Genomic DNA, 21,492 nt, shown 5'->3' with positions numbered 1-21,492 from the left:
TATGCGTCAGGCAGTGCCGCAGCATGATTAAAGTAGGGATTCGATGCGCTCTGCGAGCGCCTCAGGAGCCGTACGCGACGAGAACCGCTCCACCGAGCGACCTCCATCAGCGATCAGAAACTTGGTGAAATTCCATTTGATCGCCTTGCTGCCGAGCAAACCGGGTGCGCGCTTCTTCAGTTGCACGAACAGCGGATGTGCGTCACCACCATTGACCTGAACCTTGGCGAACAGCGGAAAGCTGACACCAAAGTTCCGTTCGCAGAAAGTAGCGATCTGCGCTTCGTCGCCCGGTTCCTGATGACCGAATTGATCGCAGGGAAACCCGAGCACCACCAACCCCTGTTGGCGATACTGTTTCCAGAGCGCCTCCAACCCCTTGTACTGAGGAGTAAAGCCGCACTGGCTCGCCGTGTTGACCACCAGCAGAACGGTGCCACCGAATTCGGCCAGGGTGGTCTCGTTACCGTCAATGGTGATGCAAGGAATCTCGAACAGCGGATCGCGCATGATGGTGTCCCGGTAAGGCACTGCGATGGGCCGTCAGGCGTCGCGCGGCTTGTGATCGAGAGAGGCGGAATTGATGCAGTAGCGCATGCCAGTCGGCGCCGGGCCATCCGGAAATACATGCCCCAGATGTGCATCGCAGCGGGCGCATTTGACCTCGATACGATGCATGCCGTGGCTGAAATCGTCGACGCTGGTGATGGCCGTATCGCTGACCGGCTGGAAATAGCTCGGCCAGCCGCAGCCGGACGCGAACTTGGCGTCCGAGTCGAACAACGGCGCATCGCAGCAGGCGCAATGATAGATGCCAGGGGTTTTGGTGTCGTTGTACTTACCGGTGAAGGGGCGCTCGGTCGCGCCTAGTCGGCAGACCTGAAATTGCTCGTCGGAGAGCTCTTCACGCCAGGTTTCAAGCGGTTTTTCTAGCTTGTCCATCGGTACACCTCCTAAGGGTCTGTTTCCGTTTCGGTCGCCAGCCGCGTTGCTGCGTCAAATCTCGCCAGGCAAGGCGCGGGACGCAGGTAATGGTTGTTCCCTTGCCAAGTCCCGCAACGCCGCATGGCGAGATTTGCCGCGCAACCCGAAGGGCCGGGCCTGTTTTTGCGCGATGCTGCGTTATTCGTCGTTCATTTGGAACAACCAAACTTCTCTCCTCATGCCTTGCCTCGCGCAAAAACAGGGCGCCGGCGCGGCGGCAAACGAAGCGGAACAGACCCTCTCTAAAAAAGGCGGATCTGTACCTTTTCCGGTGATCGGGCCGCACGTATGATGCGTTGCTCTTAGACGCCTAGTCTGGCAGCGGGGTTTCAGGCTGCCAAGGCGCCCGGGTTCATGCCAAACGTCGCCAGCCAAAGAGAGCCGGGCACGTCTTCACTTCGGGACACTCAGGATCATGCAGGTCAGCAAATCGAACAAGCTCGCCAATGTCTGCTATGACATCCGCGGGCCGGTGCTCAAGCACGCCAAACGACTGGAAGAGGAAGGTCATCGCATCCTCAAGCTGAACATCGGCAATCCGGCGCCGTTCGGTTTCGAAGCCCCCGAAGAAATCCTTCAGGACGTGATCCGCAACCTGCCCACCGCGCAAGGTTACAGTGATTCCAAAGGTCTGTTCAGCGCGCGCAAGGCCATCATGCAGTACTACCAGCAGAAGCAGGTAGAAGGCGTGACCATCGAAGACATCTACCTCGGCAACGGCGTGTCCGAGCTGATCGTGATGTCCATGCAGGCGCTGCTCAATAACGGTGACGAGGTACTGATCCCAGCCCCGGATTACCCACTCTGGACCGCCGCCGTGAGCCTGGCGGGCGGCAAACCGGTGCACTACCTCTGCGACGAGCAGGCCAATTGGTGGCCGGATCTGGCGGATATCAAGGCCAAGATCACGCCGAACACCAAGGCGCTGGTACTGATCAACCCGAACAACCCGACCGGCGCGGTCTACCCTCGCGAAGTGCTCGAGGGGATGGTCGAACTGGCGCGCCAGCACAAACTGGTGCTGTTCTCCGATGAAATCTACGACAAGATTCTGTATGACGATGCCGTACATATCTGCACCGCTTCGCTTGCACCGGACGTGCTCTGCCTGACCTTCAACGGCCTGTCCAAGTCCTACCGGATCGCCGGTTTCCGCTCAGGCTGGGTGGTCATTTCAGGTCCCAAGCACAAGGCGCAAAGCTATATTGAAGGCCTCGACATCCTGGCCAACATGCGCCTGTGCGCAAACGTGCCGTCGCAGCACGCGATCCAGACCGCATTAGGCGGATATCAGAGCATCAACGACCTGGTGCTGCCGCCGGGCCGGCTGCTCGAACAGCGCAACCGCACCTGGGAACTGCTCAACGACATCCCCGGCGTCAGCTGCGTAAAACCGATGGGTGCGCTCTATGCCTTCCCCCGCATCGATCCGAAGATCTGCCCGATCCACAATGACGAGAAGTTCGTACTCGACCTGCTGTTGTCCGAGAAGCTGCTGATCGTTCAGGGCACTGCCTTCAACTGGCCTTGGCCGGATCATTTCCGCGTGGTCACGCTACCGCGGGTCGATGATTTGGAACAGGCGATCGGTCGCATCGGTAGTTTCCTTAAGACCTACAGCCAGTAGCTGAATGGATCTACAGATCGACGACTTCCAGCGAGATGCCGCGGCCGGGCTATTGATGCTTTACCAAGCCTTTCCGCGGAAGATCACGCTATACGTGGAAGACCTGATCGGCCATGAAGAGCCCGACGAATTCGGCCTGCCCAGCAAGCGACACCAAAGCTGCCTTGCAGCACTGCTGTGGTTAGCCGAAGAAGGTTACCTACGCTTCGAAAGCACCATTCAGTTCCTGGCCATCGACCAGGCGGTGCTTACCGAAAAGGCCTTCCTGCGCTTGACCAGTGCCGTTCCCAACGTCGCGCAGGCTGACGAAACATTACCTCCCAGCGTGCACCGGGTACGCTCGAGCCTGGCACACCAAATGCGCCAGGCGCTACGCGACGGCCATGGCGAACGACTGGCGCACCTGACCCGTGAGCTTTTCACTAGCTCGCTCTCCAGCTGACCCTGAGCGCACCCGCACCATAGGCGACATAGCTTGAAATAGTCGCTCGGTTGAATAGCGCCGACCGGCACCTTATATAGCCTATCGTTCCTTATTGTTCCCCTTGGAGTCTGCCGCAACATGATGCGCATTTTCTTGTTTCTGGCCACCAACCTGGCTGTACTGGTCGTTGCCAGCGTCACCCTGAAGCTACTCGGGGTGGATCGCTATACGGGTCAGAACTACGGCAGCCTGCTGGCTTTCTGTGCGGTATTCGGCTTCGCTGGAGCACTTATTTCGCTGTTCATTTCCAAGTGGATGGCGAAGATGAGTACCCGCACCGAGATCATCAGCCAGCCTCGCACCCGCCATGAACAGTGGTTGCTACAAACCGTCGAACAGCTTTCCCGCGACGCCGGCATCAAGATGCCTGAAGTGGGTATTTTCCCCGCCTACGAAGCCAACGCCTTCGCCACCGGCTGGAACAAGAACGACGCGCTGGTAGCGGTCAGCCAGGGTCTGCTCGAGCGCTTCTCGCCCGACGAGGTGAAGGCGGTACTGGCGCATGAAATAGGACACGTGGCCAATGGCGACATGGTTACACTCGCGTTGATACAAGGCGTGGTGAATACCTTCGTCATGTTCTTCGCGCGGATCTTCGGCAACTTCGTCGACAAGGCGATTCTCAAGAACGAAGACGGCCACGGTATCGGCTACTTCGTCGCCACCATTTTCGCCGAACTGGTACTAGGTATCCTCGCCAGCATCATCGTCATGTGGTTCTCGCGCAAACGTGAGTTCCGCGCCGACGAGGCAGGCGCACAGCTGGCCGGCACCTCCGCCATGATCGGCGCCCTCCAGCGCCTGCGTGCGGAACAGGGCGTGCCGGTAGACATGCCGGACAGCCTCAAGGCCTTCAGCATCAACGGTGCTCTGCGCAACGGCCTGGCCGGACTGCTGATGACCCACCCATCGCTGGAAGATCGTATCGAAGCCCTGCGTCAGCGCGGCTAATCGAGCGCGGCGGGACAAGGGCGGCTTAGGCCGCCCTTTTTTTCGCCCAGGCTTTGCACATAGAGGCTGTATGCCTGTCGAACCAAGCGCATTCATCGAACAAGGAACATCACCATGCGCCGCTTCCTCCTGCTCGGTTTCGCCCTGCTCGCCCTGATTGGCTGCCAGAGCGCCTACTACTCCGCGATGGAAAAGGTCGGGTTGCACAAGCGCGACATTCTAGTGGACCGCGTTGAAGATGCCCGCGATTCCCAGCAACAGGCCAAGGAACAATTCAAGGACGCCCTGGAGCGCTATCGCAGCGTGGTGCAGGTTCAAGGTGGTGAGCTGGAAGAGCGCTACGAGGCGCTCAACAGCGAATTCGAAGCCAGCGAGAGCAGCGCGCGCGATGTGCGAAACAGGATCGAGGCGGTCGAGGACGTCGCCAATGCATTGTTCAGGGAGTGGAAACAAGAACTTGGTGAATACAACAATGCGAGCCTGAAGGCAGCCAGCGCCAAGGATCTGGAACGCACCCAGAAAGACTATCGAGTGCTACTGCAACGCATGAAGGCGGCGGAAAAGCGCATCGACCCTGTGCTCGACGTGCTGCGCGACCAGGTGCTGTTCCTTAAGCACAACCTCAACGCTCGCGCCATCGGTGCACTGCAGGGGGAATACCGCACGCTGGAGGGGAACGTCGATCAGTTACTGGCCGACATGCAGCGGGCGATAGATGAGGCCGACGTGTTCATTCGTCAGCTGCAAAGCAATCAGTGATGCGAAGGAATTCATGAGTTGATCGCGAGCCTGCACGTTGCAAACACCCTACCGCCGCACACCGAGTCGATAACAGGTCTCCTCCAGACGCGACAGACCGCGCTGAAGAAACTTCCAATTGCCATCCAGCACGTTCGCTCGTTCCAGCAGCTCGACGTCCCAACGCGAGCCCAAGGATCGGCGAACCTCAGCGTCACTCACAGCGAATGGCGGACCGGACATTTGCTCCTGCTCGTAATCCAGGGTGATCAGCAAACCCTGGCAGCTCGGCGCAAGAATGCTCGTCAGATGCTCGACATAGCGCTGGCGCATGGCCGCCGGCAATGCGATCAGCGCAGCACGATCGTAGAGCCCGTCGCAATCAGCAACATCGCTACGGCTCAGGGCAAAGAAATCGCCACAGCGGATTTCCAGCGCTCCGGCACGATACACCTTGAATTCACCACGGGTGCTGACTTCAGCGACCAGGCCTTGTTCGGTAAAAAAATCTTCCACGGCACGTTCGCTCAGCTCGACGCCGAGCACTGCAAAACCCTGCGCGACCAACCAGGGCATATCGAGGCTCTTACCGCACAACGGCACTAGCACGCGGGCACCTTTAGCCAATTGCATACCCGGCCAGTGACGGCGCAGATATGGATTGACCTCGTTCAGATGAAAGCCGATCTCGTTGCGCGCCCAGCGCCGCTGCCAGAACCCTTCATCCATATCCAAATCCTCATGAGCATCGACGGTCGAGCTTATCAGAGCCAACCGCACCGAACGCTCAAGGGTTTTCAGCTGGCATACAAGGCGGCATCCAGGTCCATGCCGGCGTCACGCATCTGGGCAAGTTTGTAGCGCAGCGTTCGCGCGCTGATGCCCAGACGGTCAGCCGTCTCCTTGCGGCGGCCCCGCTCGGTACGCAAGGTATCGATGATCAGCTCGAACTCGCGACGACGTAGATCTTCTCCCAGCGCGCCAGCGGCCTCGGTCGGCACTGGCGGCACTACGGCTGCAGACATCGACGGCACGGCATCAACCGCCATGATCTGCGCTCGCGGGGCAAACCCGACCACGGCGTTCAGGCACAGGTCCTCCGGCCGAATCAGACCACCCTGCTGCAGAATCAAGGCGCGTTGAATGGCGTTGTCCAGCTCGCGGACATTGCCGGGCCATGGATGACTGAGCAGGCTTTGACGCGCCTCGGCGGTAAGGCGGACGTTTGCTTGGCGCATTTTCACGGCGTGCTGGGCCAGCAGTCGCTCGGCAAGCGGCACGATGTCCGCAGGTCGATCGCGCAGCGCGGGCCAGGCGAGCGGAAACACGGAAAGGCGATAGAACAGATCTTCACGGAACCGCCCGCCGCGCACCTCGTCAGCCAGATCGCGGTTGGTGGTGGCGACAATACGAATGTCCAGCGCAATTGGCTTGCGGCCACCTACACGCTCGACCTCGCGCTCCTGCAACACGCGCAGCAACTTGGCCTGAAGCGCCAGTGGCATTTCGGAAATCTCATCGAGCAGCAGCGTACCGCCGTTGGCCTGCTCGAACTTGCCCGGCTGAGTCGCGATGGCACCGGTGAAGGCACCCTTCTCGTGGCCGAACAGCGTCGCCTCGAGCATGTTGTCCGGTATTGCCGCGCAGTTGATTGCGACGAAGGGCTTGTTCGCACGTGCCGATTGCTGATGGATGTAGCAGGCCAACACCTCTTTGCCGGTTCCGGATTCACCAGAAATCAGCACTGTCGAATCGCTCTGCGCGACGCGGGCAGCCAGCGCCAACAGCTGTCGGCTCGCCGGTTCGACGGCGACGGGGCCATCCTGGCCGCTCGCGCCCAGCTGGCCGCAGACGTGCCGAGCAACCACCCCAAGCAACATATTCGGCTCGAACGGTTTGACCAGATAGTCGACCGCCCCCTGGCGCATCGCCTCGACTGCGCGCTCGACAGCTCCGTATGCAGTCATCAGCAAGACCGGCACCTGGGGGTATCGCTGGCGAATCAGTACCTGCAATGCGTGACCGTCCATGCCGGGCATGTTCACATCGCTGACCACCAGGCCAAAACCTTCCTGCTCCTGCTCCAGCGCCTGCAGCGCGGCTTCGGCGCTCTCGACCGCGCGGTAGGCATAGCCGCCGAGTTCGAGCGTATCGCCCAGCGCCTCGCGCAATGCGCGGTCGTCCTCGACCAATAGAATCTTCGCAGCCATGGGCTTCACTCCGAAATAGCCGGTGATAGCACCGCAAGCAGCGGCAGTTGCAAGGTGGCGCAGGTGCCTCGACCCGGCCGCGAGCGCAGCTCGAGCGAACCGGAATGCGCACGCGCCACCGATTTGACCACCGCCAGCCCCAACCCGGTCCCGGTCGCCTTCGTGGTGAAGAACGGCTCGCCGAGTCGTGCCAGAGTCGTGGCGTCGATGCCCGAACCGTTGTCGCTGATACTGATGCGCAGCGCCCAACCCCGAGCGTAGAGATGCACCTTCAGCCGGCGGTCGTTGCCGGTAGCCTGAAGCGCATTCTCGATCAGATTGAGCAAAGCACCGACCAACATGTCGCGGTTGCACAGCAGCGCACCTGAGTGCGCATCGCATTGCCAACGTATGGTGATATCGCCCACTCGCGCCTCGGCCGCCGCACGCAGCGCCGCGAGCAACTCGGCCGGGGTCAGACGGTCCTCCAGCGGCAGATCGCCCCGAGCGAAAACCAGCATGTCGCGAACTTGATGCTCCAGCTCATGCAGCCGGTCCTTCAGGCGCCCAGCGAAGCGCTGCTGATGCTCGGCAGTCAGCCCGCCCTGCTCCAGATGGCTTGCATAAAGCAGCGCCGTGGACAGCGGCGTGCGGATCTGATGAGCCAGCGAAGCCACCATTCGCCCTAGCGCAGACAAGCGCTCATGGCGCGCAAGCTGCTCCTGCAACCGTCGCGTCTCAGTCAGATCAGTGAGCAATACCAGCTGGCCTGGCTCGCCGTTCAACGAGCGCGTGGCGATGGACACGCGACGCCCATCCTTCAATGAGATTTCATGACCATCGTCCCGACGCGGGGCGAAACTGCGGGCGATCACTTCGCGCCAGAGCACACCTTCCAGCGGCTCGCCGAGAAGCTCTTGGGCAACTGGATTGGCTTCTCGAACCACGCCCTGCGCATCGATGACGATGACGCCGCCGGGCAACAGATCCAGCAGACTCTGGAGCCGGTTGGCCAAACGCTCCTTCTCGTCGAATTCGCGGAGGCGCTGCGCGCTGGTTTCAGCCAGCTGATCTTTCAGCTCGGCTACGCGCATCTGCAGCAGCTGCTGGGATTCGCTCAACCGGCCGGACATGCGGGTAAACAACTCGAGCGATTGCTCAAGCTCTTCGCTCGCGGTCGTTTCGGCCGGTCGCCGGGAAGCCGATGAGGAGAATGCTGAAGTCACTGGCACGCGTATCCGTCAAAAAGATGGTCGGTGAAATGACTAGCAGCAAGGATCATGCCCAGAAGGCAGGAGGAAGGCAGGCGTCACGCCACCAGGACGGCGGCGTTGCAAACAGTTTTACTCGTCGAGATCGTCTTCGCGCCGATTCATGCCGTACTTGCGCATCTTCTCGACTAGCGTCGTCCGTCTGATACGCAAGCGCTCAGCGGCACGTGCCACGACGCCGCCAGCGTCCTCAAGGGCCTGTTGAATGAGACCCTGCTCGAGATTGCCCAGGTACTCCTTCAGATCGAGACCCTCGATGGGCAGCATGGCCTGCGTCCCGGCTGCGACAAGAGGGGTGTTGATAGTCGCGCGTGCCTCAATTTCGTCTTGCAAGTCGACCACGTACTGCTCGTCGTCATCATCCACATGGCGGAATTTCTTCGGCAACTCCATAACGCCGATTACGCCATACGGATGCATGATTGCCATACGCTCGACAAGGTTCGCCAGCTCTCGCACGTTGCCGGGCCAGTCGTGACGACACAGCGACATGATGGCCGCCGAATTGAAACGGATGGAGCCGCGCTTCTCGTGTTCCATACGCGAGATGAGCTCGTTCATCAGCAGCGGAATGTCCTCGATACGCTCGCGCAGAGGTGCCATTTCGATGGGGAACACATTGAGACGGTAATACAGATCCTCACGGAAGCTGCCGTCCACGATCATCTTCTCCAGATCCTTGTGGGTCGCCGCGATGATGCGTACGTCGGCATTCTGCGTGCGATTGCTGCCCACACGCTCGAAGGTGCGCTCCTGCAGAACCCGCAATAGCTTGACCTGCATTGGCAACGGCATGTCGCCAATCTCGTCGAGGAACAGAGTCCCGCCTTCAGCGAGCTCAAAACGACCGGCACGGGAAGTGATCGCCCCCGTAAACGCGCCTTTCTCATGACCGAACAGTTCGCTTTCCAGCAGTTCAGCGGGAATCGCCCCGCAATTGACCGGTACGAAAGGCCCACCGCGGCGCTTGGAATGGTAATGCAGGTTACGTGCAACCACCTCTTTGCCAGTTCCCGACTCACCGAGGATCAATACACTCGCTTCGGTATCGGCGACCTGCTGCATCATCTGCCGGACATGTTGCACCGCGCGGCTGGTGCCCACCAGGCTGCGAAACAGGTTGGGCTCGCGCTGTCGTCCGCGCGCCTTCGCCTGGTCATACATTTCCCGGTAGACCTGAGCCCGATGAAGTGAATCGAGCAATTTGTTGTAGCTCGGCGGCATTTCGAGGCTAGTCAGCACCCGACGACGGATCTCATCAGGCCAATCCGCCGGGGCGGGCTCGCCGATCAGCATAAGCGGAAGGTTCTCGTCCCACTTGCTGATCTGTTTGAGCAGTTCGACCGCGCCGCCCTTGACCGACACCTCACCCAGCAGGACGCCCAGCACGGCGCGGCTCGATTCCAGCGCATCGACAGCGGCTTTCCATTCGCTGCTGGCGCAAGCGATATGGTCTTCACTCAAAAAGCTGAGAATGACCGCCAAATCCCGGCGACGATCCTTGTCGTCGTCTATCAACAAAATCTTGGTTTCACGCCACATCTTGTTTATAGCTCTAGAGGCTGATAGGAGGCCTGCGCTCGTCTCCAGCAGAAACGACTACGTCTCGGCAGATGAGACGTAGTTAATTAAAAAAAACGCGTCGAGTCAAATTTATGACGTAGTTCAACGACAAAAAGCAAGGAAAGCGTCGTATTTTCGTGGGAAACGGGAGAGCGGAGCGCACTGAGGATCAACTAAACAACCAAGCGATCCTCTGCACGTCAGGTATGGGCAGAACAGATGGGATTTGCTACGTCAGAGGCAACGCGAGACGTAATCGGCAGGAGCATTGACGGACCCAGAACCTAGCGATACAGGCAAGGCATCGCGCTAACGGCTAGTAGATCAGCGCGTAGATCAGCCAAACAGCTTGTAGACCTTTGCGCCATGCTTGGATTGATTGAGCTGAATGAGTTCATCAGCGACGCGGCGCTGCTCGGTCTGACAAGTCGTGACCAATTCACGATAGAGGCTCACCAACTCTTCTAGACGCTGACGAATCGCAGGCTCATCCTCGCGGGCTTCATTCATCGCAGCTTCGACAACCTGCCGGCATTGCAGATCCAGGACACTGATGGCGGTCCAGTCCTGCTGCACCATCGCATCGCGCAAGGCGTTGCCGGTTTCCTCAAGACGTTTGACTGCTGCACTCATGGATCCGCTCCGGATGAACTGGTTACAAAGGTCGAGCCTGCAAGGCCGCTCGGGAGTCTACTGCGACTGAAGCCTGTATCGGCCATTTTCGATCAGCCTTTAGCACGACCGATTAAAAACGATCAATGCAGGCTGCGTAATCCAGTAGGGACGCTGGGAGGCGCGACCGGCTCCCAAGGGCCATCCGGACGACCGGCGCAATACCAGTCGCCATCCCAGCGGTAATAAAGCCGCTCGCGATAGAACATGTTCCGTCCCTCCACGACATAGACACCCAGGCGATTGTCCCAATGCGCAGGGGCATGAGGCGGCGGCGCATAACGTGGATGGCTTTTTTGCGTGGCCGGCGGGCGCGGTGCCGGTGGTGTACGTACCGGCGGCGGGCTTATGACTGGCTCGCGAGGCTCGGACGCCGGCGGAGTCGGCGTAGGTGCCGGCTCCGAAGCCTGATAAGGATTGCCGGCACAAGCGCCCAGCAGCAGCGCCAGCATCGTTACAGCGCCCATTCGAGGCAGGAAAGAGACACCTGCCGAAACCGAACCTCTCACCATTAGCCCTGCCCTCTCGAGCGCCTCTACGTCAGGGCGCTTCCGGTTGATCGATAGTCAGCTCAATCGCATCTTCATTGTTCAACGTCAATGGCTCACTGCTGCCTTGCCATTCGCCCCGGGTCGCGTCTCCTTCCCGGGAAACGCGAGCGAACAACCTGACCTGCTCGAAGTTGGACAAACGAAGCTGCGGAGTCATTGCATCGGCGTCGGACAAACTGACGGTAGCCGGCAGATCGGCTACGGTCAGGCGCTTCACCGCCAACGGCATCGGCGGGCCGGAAACCGCACGAGCAAAGACGAATACCGTATCAGTAGGCTTAACTTTGTCGACAAGTGCCGCGCCCAGCTGCACATCGACTGTCAGGGCTGCATCGCTAGCTGCAACCGGCTCGCCAGCGGGTTTCGACACACTGCCAGAAGCCGTTTCGCCCAGCTGCTCCCGCGCTCGGGCAATGCCGCCCTGGATGGCCTCACGCGAAGGATCTTCGGCAGGCAAGGTCGCTACCAGTCGTTCCCAGAAACCTATCGCTTCATCGAACCGCTCGTTTTCATAAGCGGCGATGCCGAGCAGGCCAAGGCTGGTGACCTCATGGGGGTCTGCCTGCAGGGCTTCATCGGTGAGTCGCTGCATGCGCGGCGTCCAGCTCCGACCTTCGGCAAAATAAAGCGCCTGCGCCCACTGTCCCAGCAGTTCAGGCTGGCGCCCGGCCAGATTGACGACCTGCTCATAAGCCGCCGCTGCATCGGCCGGACGCTCCTGGCTCATGTAGGTTCTGGCCAGGAAATACCATGCCTCGGAAGACTCGGGCTGTGCCTTGACCGCGCGTTCCAGCCTCGCGGTCATCTCTTCGATGCTTCCAGGCTGCACCGCGAACTCCCGCGTCAGTTGCAGCTTGTCGCTCGCACCCCAATGCATATACAGACCATAGCCAAACAAGGGCACCAGGATCGCCACAATCAGCGGAACGGCCCGGCCCAGGTTGCTGCTGCGATGTGCGTCACTACCCTCGGTGTCGTCGAGTAGCTCCCGCGCCGCATCGGCGCGGCCCATCTCGTACTGCTCCAACGTAAGGGTTCCGGCTGCTTGCTGTGCAGTCAGCTCACCGAGCCGCTCCTGGTAAAGCGCGACGTTTAGCGCAGTTCGGTCCTCTTCTGCCTGTAAGCGACGCCCCCGCAACACCGGAAGCAGCAGGAACGCCAGGGCGGCCAGCAATAGCAGGCCCGCACCTATCCAGAAATCGATCATGGTTCTTTTTTATCCAGCAACGTGGCGAGGCGCGTGCGTTCGGCCTCGGAAAGTGTGTTCGACGCCTGGCTGGCTGCGCCACGGCGGCGGCGTATCAGGATGATCGCCAGCACGACGAACCCCAGCGCCAGCAAGGCGATCGGGCCGTACCAGAGCACGAGTGTCTTGGCATTGACAGGCGGCTTGTAGCGCACGAAGTCGCCATAACGAGCGACGAGGTAGTCGACGATCTGCTCGTTGCTTTGCCCTTCATCCAGCATGCGATAGATTTCGCGGCGCAGATCCATGGCAATGGGCGCGTTGGAGTCGGCGATGTTCTGGTTCTGGCACTTGGGGCAGCGCAGCTCCTCGACGAGCGTGCGGTATCGTTCCCGATCGGCCTCGCTCTTGAATTCGTAAGTGTCGATTGCGCCATGGGCAGCGAGGCTGAGCAGAAGGCCCAGTAGCGCGGTAGCGAAAAAACGGATCATTGCTCGTTCACCAGTGCCTGATAGAGCGGCCCGAGCCGTTCGGCCCAGACGCGCTCGTCGATGGCTCCGACGAATTTGTCGCGAATGATGCCCTGCTTGTCGACGACGAAGGTCTCCGGCGCGCCATAGACACCTAGGTCAAGGCCTAGACTGCCGTCGGGATCCTCGACATTGAAGCCGTACGGATTGCCGAACATCTGCAGCCAGTCGCGAGCCGCATCGCCGTTGTCCTTGTAGTTGATTCCGTAAACAAGGACACCCTGGGCTGCTAGCTTGTTGAGCATCTCGTGCTCGGCCTTGCAGGTCGGACACCAGGTTGCCCAGACGTTCACCAGCGACGGTTTGCCCTTGATGTCCTCTGCACTGACCAGCCGCTGCGGATCCTCGAGCGACGGCAGAGAAAACGACGGCATCGGTTTTCCGATCATCGTCGAGCCGATGTCCGTGGGGTCGAGGTACAGCCCCTTGTAGAGGAAACCCGCCACCAGAAGGAAAATCGCCAACGGCAGCAACATCAATAATCTTTTCATCTCAGGCTCCTTGCTGGGCCAAACCGAGCGTCTCGCGGACACGCGTTCTGACTTTCACTCGGTAGCGCTTGTCACTGACCGAGAGCACACCACCCAGGGACATCATCAAAGCACCCAGCCAGATCCAGCGAACGAACGGTTTGATGTGCACCCGCACCGCCCAGGCGCCATTTTCCAGCGGCTCGCCAAGGGCCACATAGAGATCACGAGTGAAACCTGCATCGATACCCGCCTCGGTCATCGGCATCTGCTGCACGGTGTAGAGCCGCTTCTCGGGGTGCAGGGTCGCAATCTGCTTGTCGCCATCGAAGACGCGAATGGTGCCCTTGTCGGACGTGTAGTTGGGGCCTTCGAAATGCTCGGCACCTTCGAAGACAAAGCTGTAACCGCCCAGCTCCAGCGATTCGCCAGGCGCGAGACGCAGGTCGCGCTCGTCGCTCTGCTGGCTCGTCAGCACCACACCTATGGCGCAGACCGCCAGCCCGAGATGCGCCAGCTGCATGCCCCAGTAGCTCGGCGCCAGGCTCCGCACGCCCTTCAGCAGCCCCTTGTGGCGGGTCTTGTCGAGAATGTCGCGTACCCCGGCGGTAACCACCCAAGCGGCCAGCAGACAGACCGCCAGCACCGCCCAGTGGAAATCGCCGAACAGCATCGAGCCCAAGCCGCCAAGCACGGCGCTGGTGATCAGTACCGGCGTCAGCATGCTCATCAGCCACTTCACTGGGGTGTCCTTCCAGCGCACCAGCACGCCCACGCCAAGCGCGAGCATCAGGGCACCGACGAGCGGCAGGAACATCGCGTTGAAATAGGGCGGCCCGACCGAGAGCTTGGTATCCGACAGCGCATCGAGCAGCAGCGGATACAGTGTTCCCAGCAGAATCATCGCCGTGGCGACCACCAGTAGTAGGTTGTTGACCAGCAGCAGCGTCTCACGCGACCACAGGCCGAAACCGACCTGGCTCTTCACCACTGGTGCACGCAGGGCGAACAGGGTCAGCGAGCCGCCTACCACCAACAGCAGAAACGCGAGAATGAAGACGCCGCGTTCCGGATCGGTGGCGAAGGCATGAACCGAAGTCAGTACGCCAGAGCGGACCAGGAACGTGCCTAGGAGGCTGAGCGAGAAGGCCGCGATCGCGAGCAGAACCGTCCAGCTCTTGAAGACGCCGCGCTTTTCCGTCACGGCCAGCGAATGGATCAATGCGGTCCCTACCAGCCAAGGCATGAAGGATGCATTTTCCACCGGGTCCCAGAACCACCAGCCGCCCCAGCCCAGCTCGTAATAGGCCCACCAGGATCCCAAGGCGATGCCTGTGCCCAGAAAGGCCCAGGCGACCAGCGTCCAAGGACGCGACCAGCGCGCCCAGGCTGCATCCAGGCGGCCACCGAGTAGCGCGGCAATGGCGAACGCAAAGGCCACCGAGAAACCGACGTAGCCCATATAGAGCATCGGCGGGTGCACGATCAGACCGAAGTCCTGAAGCAACGGGTTGAGATCACGGCCATCCATCGGTGCTTGCGGCAGCAGGCGCTCGAACGGGTTGGAAGTGACGATCAGGAACAGCAGGAAACCGATGCTGATCAATCCCATGATGCCCAGTACCCGGGCTAGCATGTCCTCCGGTAGTTGCCGCGAAAAGATCGCTACCGCGAAAGTCCAGCCTGCCAGGATGAAAGCCCACAGTAGTAGCGAACCCTCATGCGCGCCCCAAACGGCGCTGAACTTGTAGTACCAGGGCAAGGCGCTATTGGAGTTCTGCGCGACATAGGCGACGGAGAAGTCATCCACCATGAAGGCGTAGGTGAGACAGGCAAAGGAAAATGCCAGAAAACTGAACTGCCCCCAGGCCGCCGGTTGTGCCAGCCCCATCCACTGGCGGTCGCCCCGCCAGGCGCCGATCAGCGGAAGCGTGCCCTGCACGACAGCCAGGCACAGCGCCAGAATCATTGCCAGATGGCCGAGCTCAGGGATCATTTCGCATACTCCTGCTTGTCGCCTTCGTAATGCTTCATCATCCCGCTCTTCTCCAGCGCCTGGCTGACTTCCGGCGGCATGTAGTTTTCGTCGTGCTTGGCCAGTACCTCGTCGGCGATCAGAACGCCATCGGCATTGACCCGCCCAAGGGCGACGATACCTTGCCCTTCACGGAACAGATCGGGAAGGATGCCTTGGTACTGGATGGTGACCGTTTCGTTGTTATCGGTAACGCGGAAGGAGACGGTGAGCGAATCGCTGCTGCGTGTCACCGAGCCGGCTTCGACCAGACCGCCGGCACGAATCCGCGTACCCTCAGGCGCTTCGCCCGCGGCGATCTGCGTTGGCGTATAGAAGAGGTTGATGTTCTCTTGCAGAGCGGTCAGCGCCAGCGCCACCGCAATGCCCACACCGGCTAGAATGGCCAGCACGATGAACAGACGCTTTTTGCGCACAGGATTCACTTCATCTCCTCCCGGCGCAAACGGCGCGCCTCGTCTTGCAGATAACGTCGGCGCGCCATCATTGGCAGCGCCACGTTCAGGATCAGGACAGTCAGGCTGATGCCGTACGACGTCCATACATACAGGCCATGATTCCCCATGGCGATGAATTCGGAAAACGACGAGAAGCTCATGACTTGCCCACCAGCGCGCTCACCTCAGCCTTGACCCAGCTGCTTCGCGACTCGCGGCGCAGGACCTCCAGGCGCATGCGCATCAACAGCACCAGCGTGAAGAAGCAGTAGAAGCCCAACACCATGACCAGCAGCGGCAGCCACATTTCCATTGGCATGGCTGGCTTCTCCGTCACGGTGAAGGTCGCTGGCTGATGCAGGGTGTTCCACCACTCCACCGAGTATTTGATGATCGGGATATTGACCACCCCGACGATGGCGAGCACCGCACAGGCCTTTGCCGCGCTGTCGCGGTTGGTGATCGCCTGGCCGAGCGCAATGATGCCGAAGTACAGGAACAGCAGAATCAGCATCGATGTCAGCCGTGCGTCCCATACCCACCAGGCGCCCCAGGTCGGCTTGCCCCATACCGCACCGGTGAGCAGCGCGATGAATGTCATCCAGGCACCGATGGGCGCGGCCTGCTGCAAGGCGACGTCGGTCAGCTTCATCTTCCACACCAGCCCGACGACACCGGCTATCGCCATCATCACGTAGATCGACTGGGCCAGAAATGCAGCCGGCACGTGGATATAGATGATCCGGAAGCTATTGCCCTGCTGGTAGTCCTGCGGCGCGAACGCCAGGCCCCAGACTACTCCTACGCCGATCAGAATCAGCGACGCCCAGGCCAGCCACGGCATCCAGCGGCTACTGATCTCGTAGAACCATTTGGGCGAACCCAGCTTGTGGAACCATGTCCAGTTCATAGAACCCGCCTCCCTTCCACGGCGCCTGCCGATACTGCCTCGAAAGAGGCCTGCACCCACTTGTTCGCAATCAGTAAATTCATCGAAGCCGCTCGTCTCGCCTCGGCAATTCGCGTTTCAGTACTGGAAAAATACATCGTGCAACCCGTCATTCACCGACGCTGATCTTCAGGCCAGCGGCTATTGCAAAGGGAGTCAGCGTGACTGCCAGTGCAGTCAGGCTGGAAAGCCATAATAGGTGACCGAGCGCAGGCAGCCCCTGCAACGCCGCCTGCAGAGCCCCGCTGCCCAGAATCAGCACGGGGATATAGAGCGGAAGAATGAGTAGCGCTAACAACAAGCCCCCGCGCTTGAGTCCGACAGTCAATGCCGCCCCGACTGCGCCCAACAGGCTGAGCACCGGTGTGCCTAACAGAAGCGAGACCAGCAGCACCGGAAGCGCGCTGGCTGGCATGCCCAACATGAGCCCCAATAACGGCGCCAGCAGAACCAGAGCCAGCCCGGAAAACAGCCAGTGTGCCAGCACCTTGGCGAGCACAAGAAGAGCCAGTGGGTGCGGCGAAACGACCCACTGCTCGAGCGAGCCGTCTTCGAAATCGCTGCGAAATAGGCCGTCCAGCGAGAGAAGCACGGCCAATAGAGCGGCCACCCAGATTAGTCCGGGGGAAATTGTTTGCAGCAATTGCGACTCGGGGCCGACCGCCAAGGGAAACAGGGCGATGACGATCGCAAAGAACACCAGCGGATTGGCCAGCTCCGCCGGTCGACGGAACAACAGTCGGGATTCGCGAGCCAACAGCAGCGTGAACACGTTACTCATGCGGCCCGCTGCCCTAGATCGATTTCCCTGAAGCTCGCCGGTTTTTCGACGAGCGAATGATGGGTGGTCAGCACGACCATGCCACCCTGCTCACAATGGGTCGTCAGATGCTTCTCGAGCTGCGCCACGCCATGCTTGTCGAGCGCAGTGAAGGGTTCATCGAGTATCCATAAGGGCGGCGGCGACAGATACAGCCGGGCCAGACCGACGCGGCGCTGCTGGCCAGCGGAAAGCGTATGACAGGGCACATCCTCGAAACCGCGCAGTCCTACCGCCTTGAGCGCCTGCCAGATCGCATCGCGGCTCGCAGGCTGGTGCAGTGCGCATAACCAGGTCAGGTTTTCCTCCGCGCTGAGCAGCCCTTTGATACCCGCCGCGTGGCCGATCCATAACAGGTTGCGGGCCAGTTCGCCGCGCTGGCTTTCGAGGTCATGACCGTTGAGTAGCACCTTCCCCGCGGTTGGCTGCATCAGCCCGGACAGCAGTCGCAGCAGACTGGTCTTGCCACTGCCGTTGGGGCCGGCGATCTGCAACATTTCCCCTTTGGCGATCCGTAGGTCTAACCTCTCGAACAGCAGACGCCAGTCCCGCTCGCAGGAAAGCGCCACAGTTTCTAGAAAGGGACTGGACACGCTAGGGCTACCCTCAAGATGGAAGAAGCCCGGCCGCTACAGCGAGATCAGGTCGGGCGGCCGGATTATACATGCCGAGCCCCGGCACCGAAGGCCACAAAGGCGAAAGGTTGTAAGAGCATTTAAGTAAAAATGACCGAGATCAAAAGTACCCCGGCGATCCCCGCCTCCGGCCCGTCTCGCCCGACGGCATCGCCGGCCGAGATGGTGTTGAAACTGCTGCAACCGATGCAGGGATTGCTCGTCGCCGGGGAAAGTGCCGAGGCCGAGGTCGTCCGCATAAAGGAAGCGCTGCAAAGCTTTCAGCTGACGCTGCGCTTGACCTTGGAGAACGGCCGGCAAGCAACCGTCGAAACCAGCAGTGCCAGAGCGGCCGCGCCTGGAGCGGCCATGCTCGTTACAGCGTTGTCCGACACCCGTCTGAATGCCGCGCTGCAACCCGGCAACCGTCAGCCGCAGAGCAGCATCGACCTCGATCTGCTTCCGCTGGGCACCGTCGTGCAGGGAAAGGTGACGGCTAGTCAACAAATACAACAGGACGGCAAAACCCTGTTCAAGGTTGTGATCAGCCTACTCAACTCCCCTCTTGCCGGGCAGAAGCTGAACGTCGAATCGGCCATGCCGCTCGCGCCGGGTAGCTTGATAACAGCCCGTGTCCAGGGCGATCAGTCCCTGTCGTTCATGCCGCTGAGCGGTCGTCTCGATCAGCTGGTGCTGGGCCAGCAACTGACTGCGCAACATAGCCGCCAGGGTTCTATCGAAGGGCTGTTTGGCGCACTCACGTCCAGCTCCACATTGCCCGATCAATTGCGCGGCGCGGCCGAACGTTTGCTCGGTCTGGTTCCGGACATGCAACAGCTTAGCGACGCAAAAACGTTGGCACAGGCACTGGCGCGCAGCGGGGCGTTTCTCGAATCAAGCCTGTTGAGTGGACAGGCGGACGACCTGCCAAACGACATGAAAGCAGCCCTGCTCCGCCTGATTGCCCAGTTGCCCGGATTACCGGGCGGCACCCCGCAGACCGCTATGCAGGCCGGCGGGGCTTTCGGACAGGCGCTACCGGCTTTTGCTCGCAATGCACTGGGCGCGCTTGGACAACCCAACGCACGCCACCAAGCGCAAAGCTTTCCGTTGCCGAGCCGGTTGGCGCCAAATGCCGACGACGAGGCTGACCTAGAGTTGCTGCTGAAACTTGCCGCGGCCGCGGTATCGCGACTACAGACGCATCAGTTGTCCAGCCTGGCCCAGACCCAGACCAACCCGGACGGCACTCAGGTCACGACCTGGCAGATCGAAATTCCAATGCGCGATCAGCGCGACATCGTCCCGCTGCAGGTGAAGTTCCAGCGTGAAGATGAACCCGCGCAAAGCCGCAAGGATAAACCGGAAACCCTCTGGAAAGTCGAATTGGCCTTCGATGTGGCGCCCCTGGGCCTGATACAGGTGCAGGCGCAGCTGCTGCAGGGCAGCCTGTCGAGTCAGATATGGGCCGAACGCAGCGGTACCGCTGCGCTGATCTCGGCGGAGCTGGATCACCTGCGGCAGCGTCTCGTAAGCGCCGGGCTGTCCGTCAGTGAGCTGGCCTGCCGCCAGGGAACGCCACCGCAAGGCCCGCGAACCACTCTCGATCAACGCTTCGTGGATGAAACCGCATGACAGCCCACACACCGCGACAGGCCATCGCGCTCACCTACGATGGCGCCAACACGCCCACACTTTCGGCCAAAGGCGACGATGAACTAGCCGAAGCGATACTGGCGATCGCCCGTGAGCATGAAGTACCGATCTATGAAAATGCCGAGCTGGTGAAACTGCTGGCGCGTCTGGAACTGGGCGATGCCATACCTGAGGCGCTTTATCGCACCATCGCCGAAATCATCGCGTTCGCCTGGTATCTGAAGGGCAAATGCCCGCCCGGCTTTTCCGAGCAACGGCATTCACCGGACGTTCCGCTACTCAATGGGCCTGAGCGTTGAGCGTCGTGATGCCGTTGAAGCCACTCTTCTCCTGCGGGAAGTCTGCCAGCACCCAGGCGAAATAACCTTCTCGGAAATAGAACACCTGCTCGTAACCCCAAGCGACCGCGAGACGAACCGCTTCGGCGCTGGCCGGACAGACTTCGCTGTCGCAATAGACCACCAGCGGCACGGTTCTCGGCCAATCGGTATGCGCCAGCCCGAGAAATTCGCGAGCCAGATCCATATGCACCGCGCCTTCGACATGTCCCCAGCCCCATTCACGGCTGGGGCGCACATCGATGAACACGGCCCCCAGCTCATGCAGCTGCCTGGCCTGGAACACATTGACGGTCATCGCCCCTTCAACCTCTACCGGCGCTTCCGCCGCCCATAGCGACATTGGTGCGACCAGCAGACACAGCATCAGAATGCGCAGCATCACATCCTCCTCGCTTTTCTGGGCATGGGTCTGCAACGAACAATGGCAGAACCCTGTCCTGATTTGGAGGAAGCAATAGTCATATCGTTCACTGCTGCGGACATTCGTCACGCAACCGCAACAACGAAAGGGAGGGCGGAGCTAGCTCGGTTTGCGTCGCGCCTGATACAGCTTGCGCATCAGTTCGGCTTCCGACTGGGACAACCCGCAGGACTGCGTCAGATCATCGTCGCTGGCACCCATGCCAATCAGCTTGGCAGCCTGGGAAAAGGTGAAGTTGTTCGGATCGCGCTGCTCGAGCTGAGTGAGCCTTTCAGGCAGCGGCGCAACGACCCGTGACAGTTCGTGCAGATTCTTGCCCATGCGCACGCTGCCATCGAGGTAAGTATCCAGACGTGCGGCAAGTTCCTTGATGCGCTTATCGCGAGCGGCGTCTTCACGCACTTGCAACTGGGCTTGCTGTCGCTGGCGACGGAACAGCCAGATGCAGCAGCCCAGCAGTGCCAGGCAGCACAGGGCAAGCACGACGACTGCCGCGACCAGCGACGCCATCATCTGTCAGATGCTCTCAAGGTCCGCCCATTCTTCTTCGCTCATCATCTTGTCCAGCTCGACCAGAATCAACAGCTCGTTGTTCTTGTTGCAGACGCCCTGAATGAACTTCGCCGACTCGTCGTTACCGACGTTGGGCGCGGTTTCGATCTCCGACTGGCGCAGGTAAACCACCTCGGCAACGCTGTCGACCAGAATACCGACCACCTGGCGATCCGCCTCGATGATGACGATGCGGGTGTTGTCGGAAACAGGTGCCGTGTCGAGACCGAAGCGCTGACGCGTGTCGATCACCGTGACCACGTTGCCCCGCAGGTTAATGATGCCGAGCACATAGCTAGGCGCGCCCGGCACCGGTGCGATCTCGGTGTAACGCAACACTTCCTGAACCTGCATGACGTTGATGCCATAGGTCTCGTTGTCCAGACGGAAGGTTACCCACTGCAGAACCGGATCATCGGAACCCTGTGCGGAAGTCATCTTCATAGCCCCA

The 21,492-nt window shown here is 60.5% G+C and carries 27 protein-coding genes; 7 read left to right on the top strand and 20 right to left on the bottom strand.

What is annotated here, in order from left to right:
* Positions 1-27: 27 nt before the first annotated feature.
* Both V6943_RS15160 and msrB read right to left on the bottom strand, forming a co-directional pair.
* Complete coding sequence (locus V6943_RS15160; RefSeq protein WP_340554263.1) at positions 28-510, bottom strand: glutathione peroxidase; 483 nt, start codon at positions 508-510, stop codon at positions 28-30.
* Positions 511-543: 33 nt separating this feature from the next.
* On the bottom strand, positions 544-942 hold the full coding sequence (msrB, locus tag V6943_RS15155; RefSeq protein ID WP_340554261.1) for a peptide-methionine (R)-S-oxide reductase MsrB: 399 nt from the start codon (positions 940-942) through the stop codon (positions 544-546).
* Between msrB and V6943_RS15150 the strand changes: the two genes are divergently transcribed.
* From V6943_RS15150 to V6943_RS15130, 5 genes are all read left to right on the top strand, one after another.
* On the top strand, positions 935-1,276 hold the full coding sequence (locus tag V6943_RS15150) for a hypothetical protein (RefSeq protein WP_340554259.1): 342 nt from the start codon (positions 935-937) through the stop codon (positions 1,274-1,276). The two genes, msrB and V6943_RS15150, sit on opposite strands and share 8 nt — an antisense overlap.
* 123 nt (positions 1,277-1,399) lie before the next feature.
* Complete coding sequence (locus V6943_RS15145; protein WP_131650139.1) at positions 1,400-2,611, top strand: pyridoxal phosphate-dependent aminotransferase; 1,212 nt, start codon at positions 1,400-1,402, stop codon at positions 2,609-2,611.
* A gap of 4 nt (positions 2,612-2,615) precedes the next feature.
* On the top strand, positions 2,616-3,053 hold the full coding sequence (locus V6943_RS15140) for a hypothetical protein (RefSeq protein ID WP_131650138.1): 438 nt from the start codon (positions 2,616-2,618) through the stop codon (positions 3,051-3,053).
* 120 nt (positions 3,054-3,173) lie between these two features.
* On the top strand, positions 3,174-4,046 hold the full coding sequence (gene htpX, locus V6943_RS15135; RefSeq protein ID WP_131650137.1) for a protease HtpX: 873 nt from the start codon (positions 3,174-3,176) through the stop codon (positions 4,044-4,046).
* 114 nt (positions 4,047-4,160) lie between these two features.
* Positions 4,161-4,805: a DUF2959 domain-containing protein gene (locus tag V6943_RS15130; RefSeq protein WP_131650136.1), complete on the top strand. Its 645-nt coding sequence runs from the start codon at positions 4,161-4,163 to the stop codon at positions 4,803-4,805.
* A gap of 48 nt (positions 4,806-4,853) precedes the next feature.
* Here V6943_RS15130 and V6943_RS15125 read toward each other — a convergent pair whose 3' ends face one another.
* The 15 genes from V6943_RS15125 to ccmA all read right to left on the bottom strand — a co-directional run bounded on the left by V6943_RS15125 (position 4,854) and on the right by ccmA (position 18,050).
* Positions 4,854-5,513: a thiopurine S-methyltransferase gene (locus tag V6943_RS15125; RefSeq protein ID WP_340554255.1), complete on the bottom strand. Its 660-nt coding sequence runs from the start codon at positions 5,511-5,513 to the stop codon at positions 4,854-4,856.
* A 68-nt stretch (positions 5,514-5,581) separates the two neighbouring features.
* A complete protein-coding gene (locus V6943_RS15120) occupies positions 5,582-6,994 on the bottom strand; it encodes a sigma-54-dependent transcriptional regulator (RefSeq protein WP_131650134.1) in 1,413 nt (470 codons plus the stop codon).
* Positions 6,995-6,999: 5 nt separating this feature from the next.
* A complete protein-coding gene (locus V6943_RS15115; RefSeq protein ID WP_340554716.1) occupies positions 7,000-8,106 on the bottom strand; it encodes a sensor histidine kinase in 1,107 nt (368 codons plus the stop codon).
* 210 nt (positions 8,107-8,316) lie between these two features.
* Complete coding sequence (locus V6943_RS15110) at positions 8,317-9,786, bottom strand: sigma-54 dependent transcriptional regulator (RefSeq protein WP_131650133.1); 1,470 nt, start codon at positions 9,784-9,786, stop codon at positions 8,317-8,319.
* Between the two features lie 357 nt (positions 9,787-10,143).
* Positions 10,144-10,440 (bottom strand): flagellar protein FliT, encoded by a 297-nt coding sequence (fliT, locus tag V6943_RS15105; RefSeq protein ID WP_340554253.1) that lies wholly within the window; start codon positions 10,438-10,440, stop codon positions 10,144-10,146.
* Between the two features lie 122 nt (positions 10,441-10,562).
* Positions 10,563-10,931 carry a hypothetical protein gene (locus V6943_RS15100; protein WP_231752256.1) on the bottom strand — a complete coding sequence of 123 codons (369 nt, stop codon included), beginning with the start codon at positions 10,929-10,931 and terminating at the stop codon, positions 10,563-10,565.
* Between the two features lie 88 nt (positions 10,932-11,019).
* Entirely contained in the window at positions 11,020-12,237 is a 1,218-nt protein-coding gene (ccmI, locus tag V6943_RS15095; protein WP_131650130.1) for a c-type cytochrome biogenesis protein CcmI, read from the bottom strand.
* Positions 12,234-12,707, bottom strand: a complete 474-nt coding sequence (locus V6943_RS15090) for a cytochrome c-type biogenesis protein (RefSeq protein WP_131650129.1) — start codon at positions 12,705-12,707, stop codon at positions 12,234-12,236. The genes ccmI and V6943_RS15090 overlap by 4 nt, the downstream gene beginning before the upstream one ends.
* The gene (locus V6943_RS15085; protein ID WP_131650128.1) at positions 12,704-13,237 is read right to left on the bottom strand and encodes a DsbE family thiol:disulfide interchange protein; all 534 of its coding nucleotides are present in this window, start codon (positions 13,235-13,237) and stop codon (positions 12,704-12,706) included. The genes V6943_RS15090 and V6943_RS15085 overlap by 4 nt, the downstream gene beginning before the upstream one ends.
* Position 13,238: 1 nt before the next feature.
* Positions 13,239-15,212 (bottom strand): heme lyase CcmF/NrfE family subunit, encoded by a 1,974-nt coding sequence (locus V6943_RS15080; RefSeq protein WP_131650127.1) that lies wholly within the window; start codon positions 15,210-15,212, stop codon positions 13,239-13,241.
* Positions 15,209-15,676 (bottom strand): cytochrome c maturation protein CcmE, encoded by a 468-nt coding sequence (gene ccmE / locus V6943_RS15075; RefSeq protein ID WP_131650126.1) that lies wholly within the window; start codon positions 15,674-15,676, stop codon positions 15,209-15,211. Before ccmE ends, V6943_RS15080 begins: the two co-directional genes overlap by 4 nt.
* Positions 15,673-15,849, bottom strand: coding sequence for a heme exporter protein CcmD (gene ccmD, locus V6943_RS15070; protein WP_181100880.1), 177 nt, complete (start codon positions 15,847-15,849; stop codon positions 15,673-15,675). The genes ccmE and ccmD overlap by 4 nt, the downstream gene beginning before the upstream one ends.
* The gene (locus tag V6943_RS15065; RefSeq protein WP_181100878.1) at positions 15,846-16,598 is read right to left on the bottom strand and encodes a heme ABC transporter permease CcmC; all 753 of its coding nucleotides are present in this window, start codon (positions 16,596-16,598) and stop codon (positions 15,846-15,848) included. Before V6943_RS15065 ends, ccmD begins: the two co-directional genes overlap by 4 nt.
* A gap of 148 nt (positions 16,599-16,746) precedes the next feature.
* Positions 16,747-17,418, bottom strand: coding sequence for a heme exporter protein CcmB (ccmB, locus tag V6943_RS15060; RefSeq protein ID WP_131650123.1), 672 nt, complete (start codon positions 17,416-17,418; stop codon positions 16,747-16,749).
* The gene (gene ccmA / locus V6943_RS15055) at positions 17,415-18,050 is read right to left on the bottom strand and encodes a cytochrome c biogenesis heme-transporting ATPase CcmA (protein ID WP_340554247.1); all 636 of its coding nucleotides are present in this window, start codon (positions 18,048-18,050) and stop codon (positions 17,415-17,417) included. The genes ccmB and ccmA overlap by 4 nt, the downstream gene beginning before the upstream one ends.
* Positions 18,051-18,182: 132 nt before the next feature.
* On the opposite strand from ccmA, the gene fliK reads away from it, so the two are divergent.
* Together fliK and V6943_RS15045 are read left to right on the top strand one after the other, a co-directional pair.
* The gene (gene fliK / locus V6943_RS15050; RefSeq protein WP_340554245.1) at positions 18,183-19,706 is read left to right on the top strand and encodes a flagellar hook-length control protein FliK; all 1,524 of its coding nucleotides are present in this window, start codon (positions 18,183-18,185) and stop codon (positions 19,704-19,706) included.
* A complete protein-coding gene (locus tag V6943_RS15045) occupies positions 19,703-20,026 on the top strand; it encodes an EscU/YscU/HrcU family type III secretion system export apparatus switch protein (protein ID WP_131650120.1) in 324 nt (107 codons plus the stop codon). The genes fliK and V6943_RS15045 overlap by 4 nt, the downstream gene beginning before the upstream one ends.
* Here the strand turns inward: V6943_RS15045 and V6943_RS15040 are convergent.
* From V6943_RS15040 to V6943_RS15030, 3 genes are all read right to left on the bottom strand, one after another.
* Positions 20,007-20,447, bottom strand: coding sequence for a rhodanese-like domain-containing protein (locus V6943_RS15040; protein ID WP_131650119.1), 441 nt, complete (start codon positions 20,445-20,447; stop codon positions 20,007-20,009). The genes V6943_RS15045 and V6943_RS15040 overlap by 20 nt on opposite strands.
* A gap of 141 nt (positions 20,448-20,588) precedes the next feature.
* Positions 20,589-21,002 (bottom strand): DUF2802 domain-containing protein, encoded by a 414-nt coding sequence (locus tag V6943_RS15035; RefSeq protein ID WP_340554242.1) that lies wholly within the window; start codon positions 21,000-21,002, stop codon positions 20,589-20,591.
* 3 nt (positions 21,003-21,005) lie between these two features.
* Positions 21,006-21,485 (bottom strand): chemotaxis protein CheW, encoded by a 480-nt coding sequence (locus tag V6943_RS15030; protein WP_181100870.1) that lies wholly within the window; start codon positions 21,483-21,485, stop codon positions 21,006-21,008.
* Positions 21,486-21,492 lie beyond the last annotated feature (7 nt).

The organism is Pseudomonas sp. CBC3 (assembly GCF_037967085.1).
Lineage (GTDB): Bacteria > Pseudomonadota > Gammaproteobacteria > Pseudomonadales > Pseudomonadaceae > Stutzerimonas.
The sequence above is the reverse complement of the archived record's forward strand: the minus strand, read 5'-3'. Positions and strand labels throughout refer to the sequence as shown.

Bases quoted from the DNA above. Each gene is read 5' to 3' on its own strand.
- V6943_RS15160 (WP_340554263.1), bottom strand. From the start codon at position 510: ATGCGCGATCCGCTGTTCGAGATTCCTTGCATCACCATTGACGGTAAC.
- msrB (WP_340554261.1), bottom strand. From the start codon at position 942: ATGGACAAGCTAGAAAAACCGCTTGAAACCTGGCGTGAAGAGCTCTCC.
- V6943_RS15145 (WP_131650139.1), top strand. From the start codon at position 1,400: ATGCAGGTCAGCAAATCGAACAAGCTCGCCAATGTCTGCTATGACATC.
- V6943_RS15140 (WP_131650138.1), top strand. From the start codon at position 2,616: ATGGATCTACAGATCGACGACTTCCAGCGAGATGCCGCGGCCGGGCTA.
- htpX (WP_131650137.1), top strand. From the start codon at position 3,174: ATGATGCGCATTTTCTTGTTTCTGGCCACCAACCTGGCTGTACTGGTC.
- V6943_RS15130 (WP_131650136.1), top strand. From the start codon at position 4,161: ATGCGCCGCTTCCTCCTGCTCGGTTTCGCCCTGCTCGCCCTGATTGGC.
- V6943_RS15125 (WP_340554255.1), bottom strand. From the start codon at position 5,513: ATGGATGAAGGGTTCTGGCAGCGGCGCTGGGCGCGCAACGAGATCGGC.
- V6943_RS15120 (WP_131650134.1), bottom strand. From the start codon at position 6,994: ATGGCTGCGAAGATTCTATTGGTCGAGGACGACCGCGCATTGCGCGAG.
- V6943_RS15115 (WP_340554716.1), bottom strand. From the start codon at position 8,106: ATGTCCGGCCGGTTGAGCGAATCCCAGCAGCTGCTGCAGATGCGCGTA.
- V6943_RS15110 (WP_131650133.1), bottom strand. From the start codon at position 9,786: ATGTGGCGTGAAACCAAGATTTTGTTGATAGACGACGACAAGGATCGT.
- fliT (WP_340554253.1), bottom strand. From the start codon at position 10,440: ATGAGTGCAGCAGTCAAACGTCTTGAGGAAACCGGCAACGCCTTGCGC.
- V6943_RS15100 (WP_231752256.1), bottom strand. From the start codon at position 10,931: ATGCTGGCGCTGCTGCTGGGCGCTTGTGCCGGCAATCCTTATCAGGCT.
- ccmI (WP_131650130.1), bottom strand. From the start codon at position 12,237: ATGATCGATTTCTGGATAGGTGCGGGCCTGCTATTGCTGGCCGCCCTG.
- V6943_RS15090 (WP_131650129.1), bottom strand. From the start codon at position 12,707: ATGATCCGTTTTTTCGCTACCGCGCTACTGGGCCTTCTGCTCAGCCTC.
- V6943_RS15085 (WP_131650128.1), bottom strand. From the start codon at position 13,237: ATGAAAAGATTATTGATGTTGCTGCCGTTGGCGATTTTCCTTCTGGTG.
- V6943_RS15080 (WP_131650127.1), bottom strand. From the start codon at position 15,212: ATGATCCCTGAGCTCGGCCATCTGGCAATGATTCTGGCGCTGTGCCTG.
- ccmD (WP_181100880.1), bottom strand. From the start codon at position 15,849: ATGAGCTTCTCGTCGTTTTCCGAATTCATCGCCATGGGGAATCATGGC.
- V6943_RS15065 (WP_181100878.1), bottom strand. From the start codon at position 16,598: ATGAACTGGACATGGTTCCACAAGCTGGGTTCGCCCAAATGGTTCTAC.
- ccmB (WP_131650123.1), bottom strand. From the start codon at position 17,418: ATGAGTAACGTGTTCACGCTGCTGTTGGCTCGCGAATCCCGACTGTTG.
- fliK (WP_340554245.1), top strand. From the start codon at position 18,183: ATGACCGAGATCAAAAGTACCCCGGCGATCCCCGCCTCCGGCCCGTCT.
- V6943_RS15045 (WP_131650120.1), top strand. From the start codon at position 19,703: ATGACAGCCCACACACCGCGACAGGCCATCGCGCTCACCTACGATGGC.
- V6943_RS15040 (WP_131650119.1), bottom strand. From the start codon at position 20,447: ATGCTGCGCATTCTGATGCTGTGTCTGCTGGTCGCACCAATGTCGCTA.
- V6943_RS15035 (WP_340554242.1), bottom strand. From the start codon at position 21,002: ATGATGGCGTCGCTGGTCGCGGCAGTCGTCGTGCTTGCCCTGTGCTGC.
- V6943_RS15030 (WP_181100870.1), bottom strand. From the start codon at position 21,485: ATGAAGATGACTTCCGCACAGGGTTCCGATGATCCGGTTCTGCAGTGG.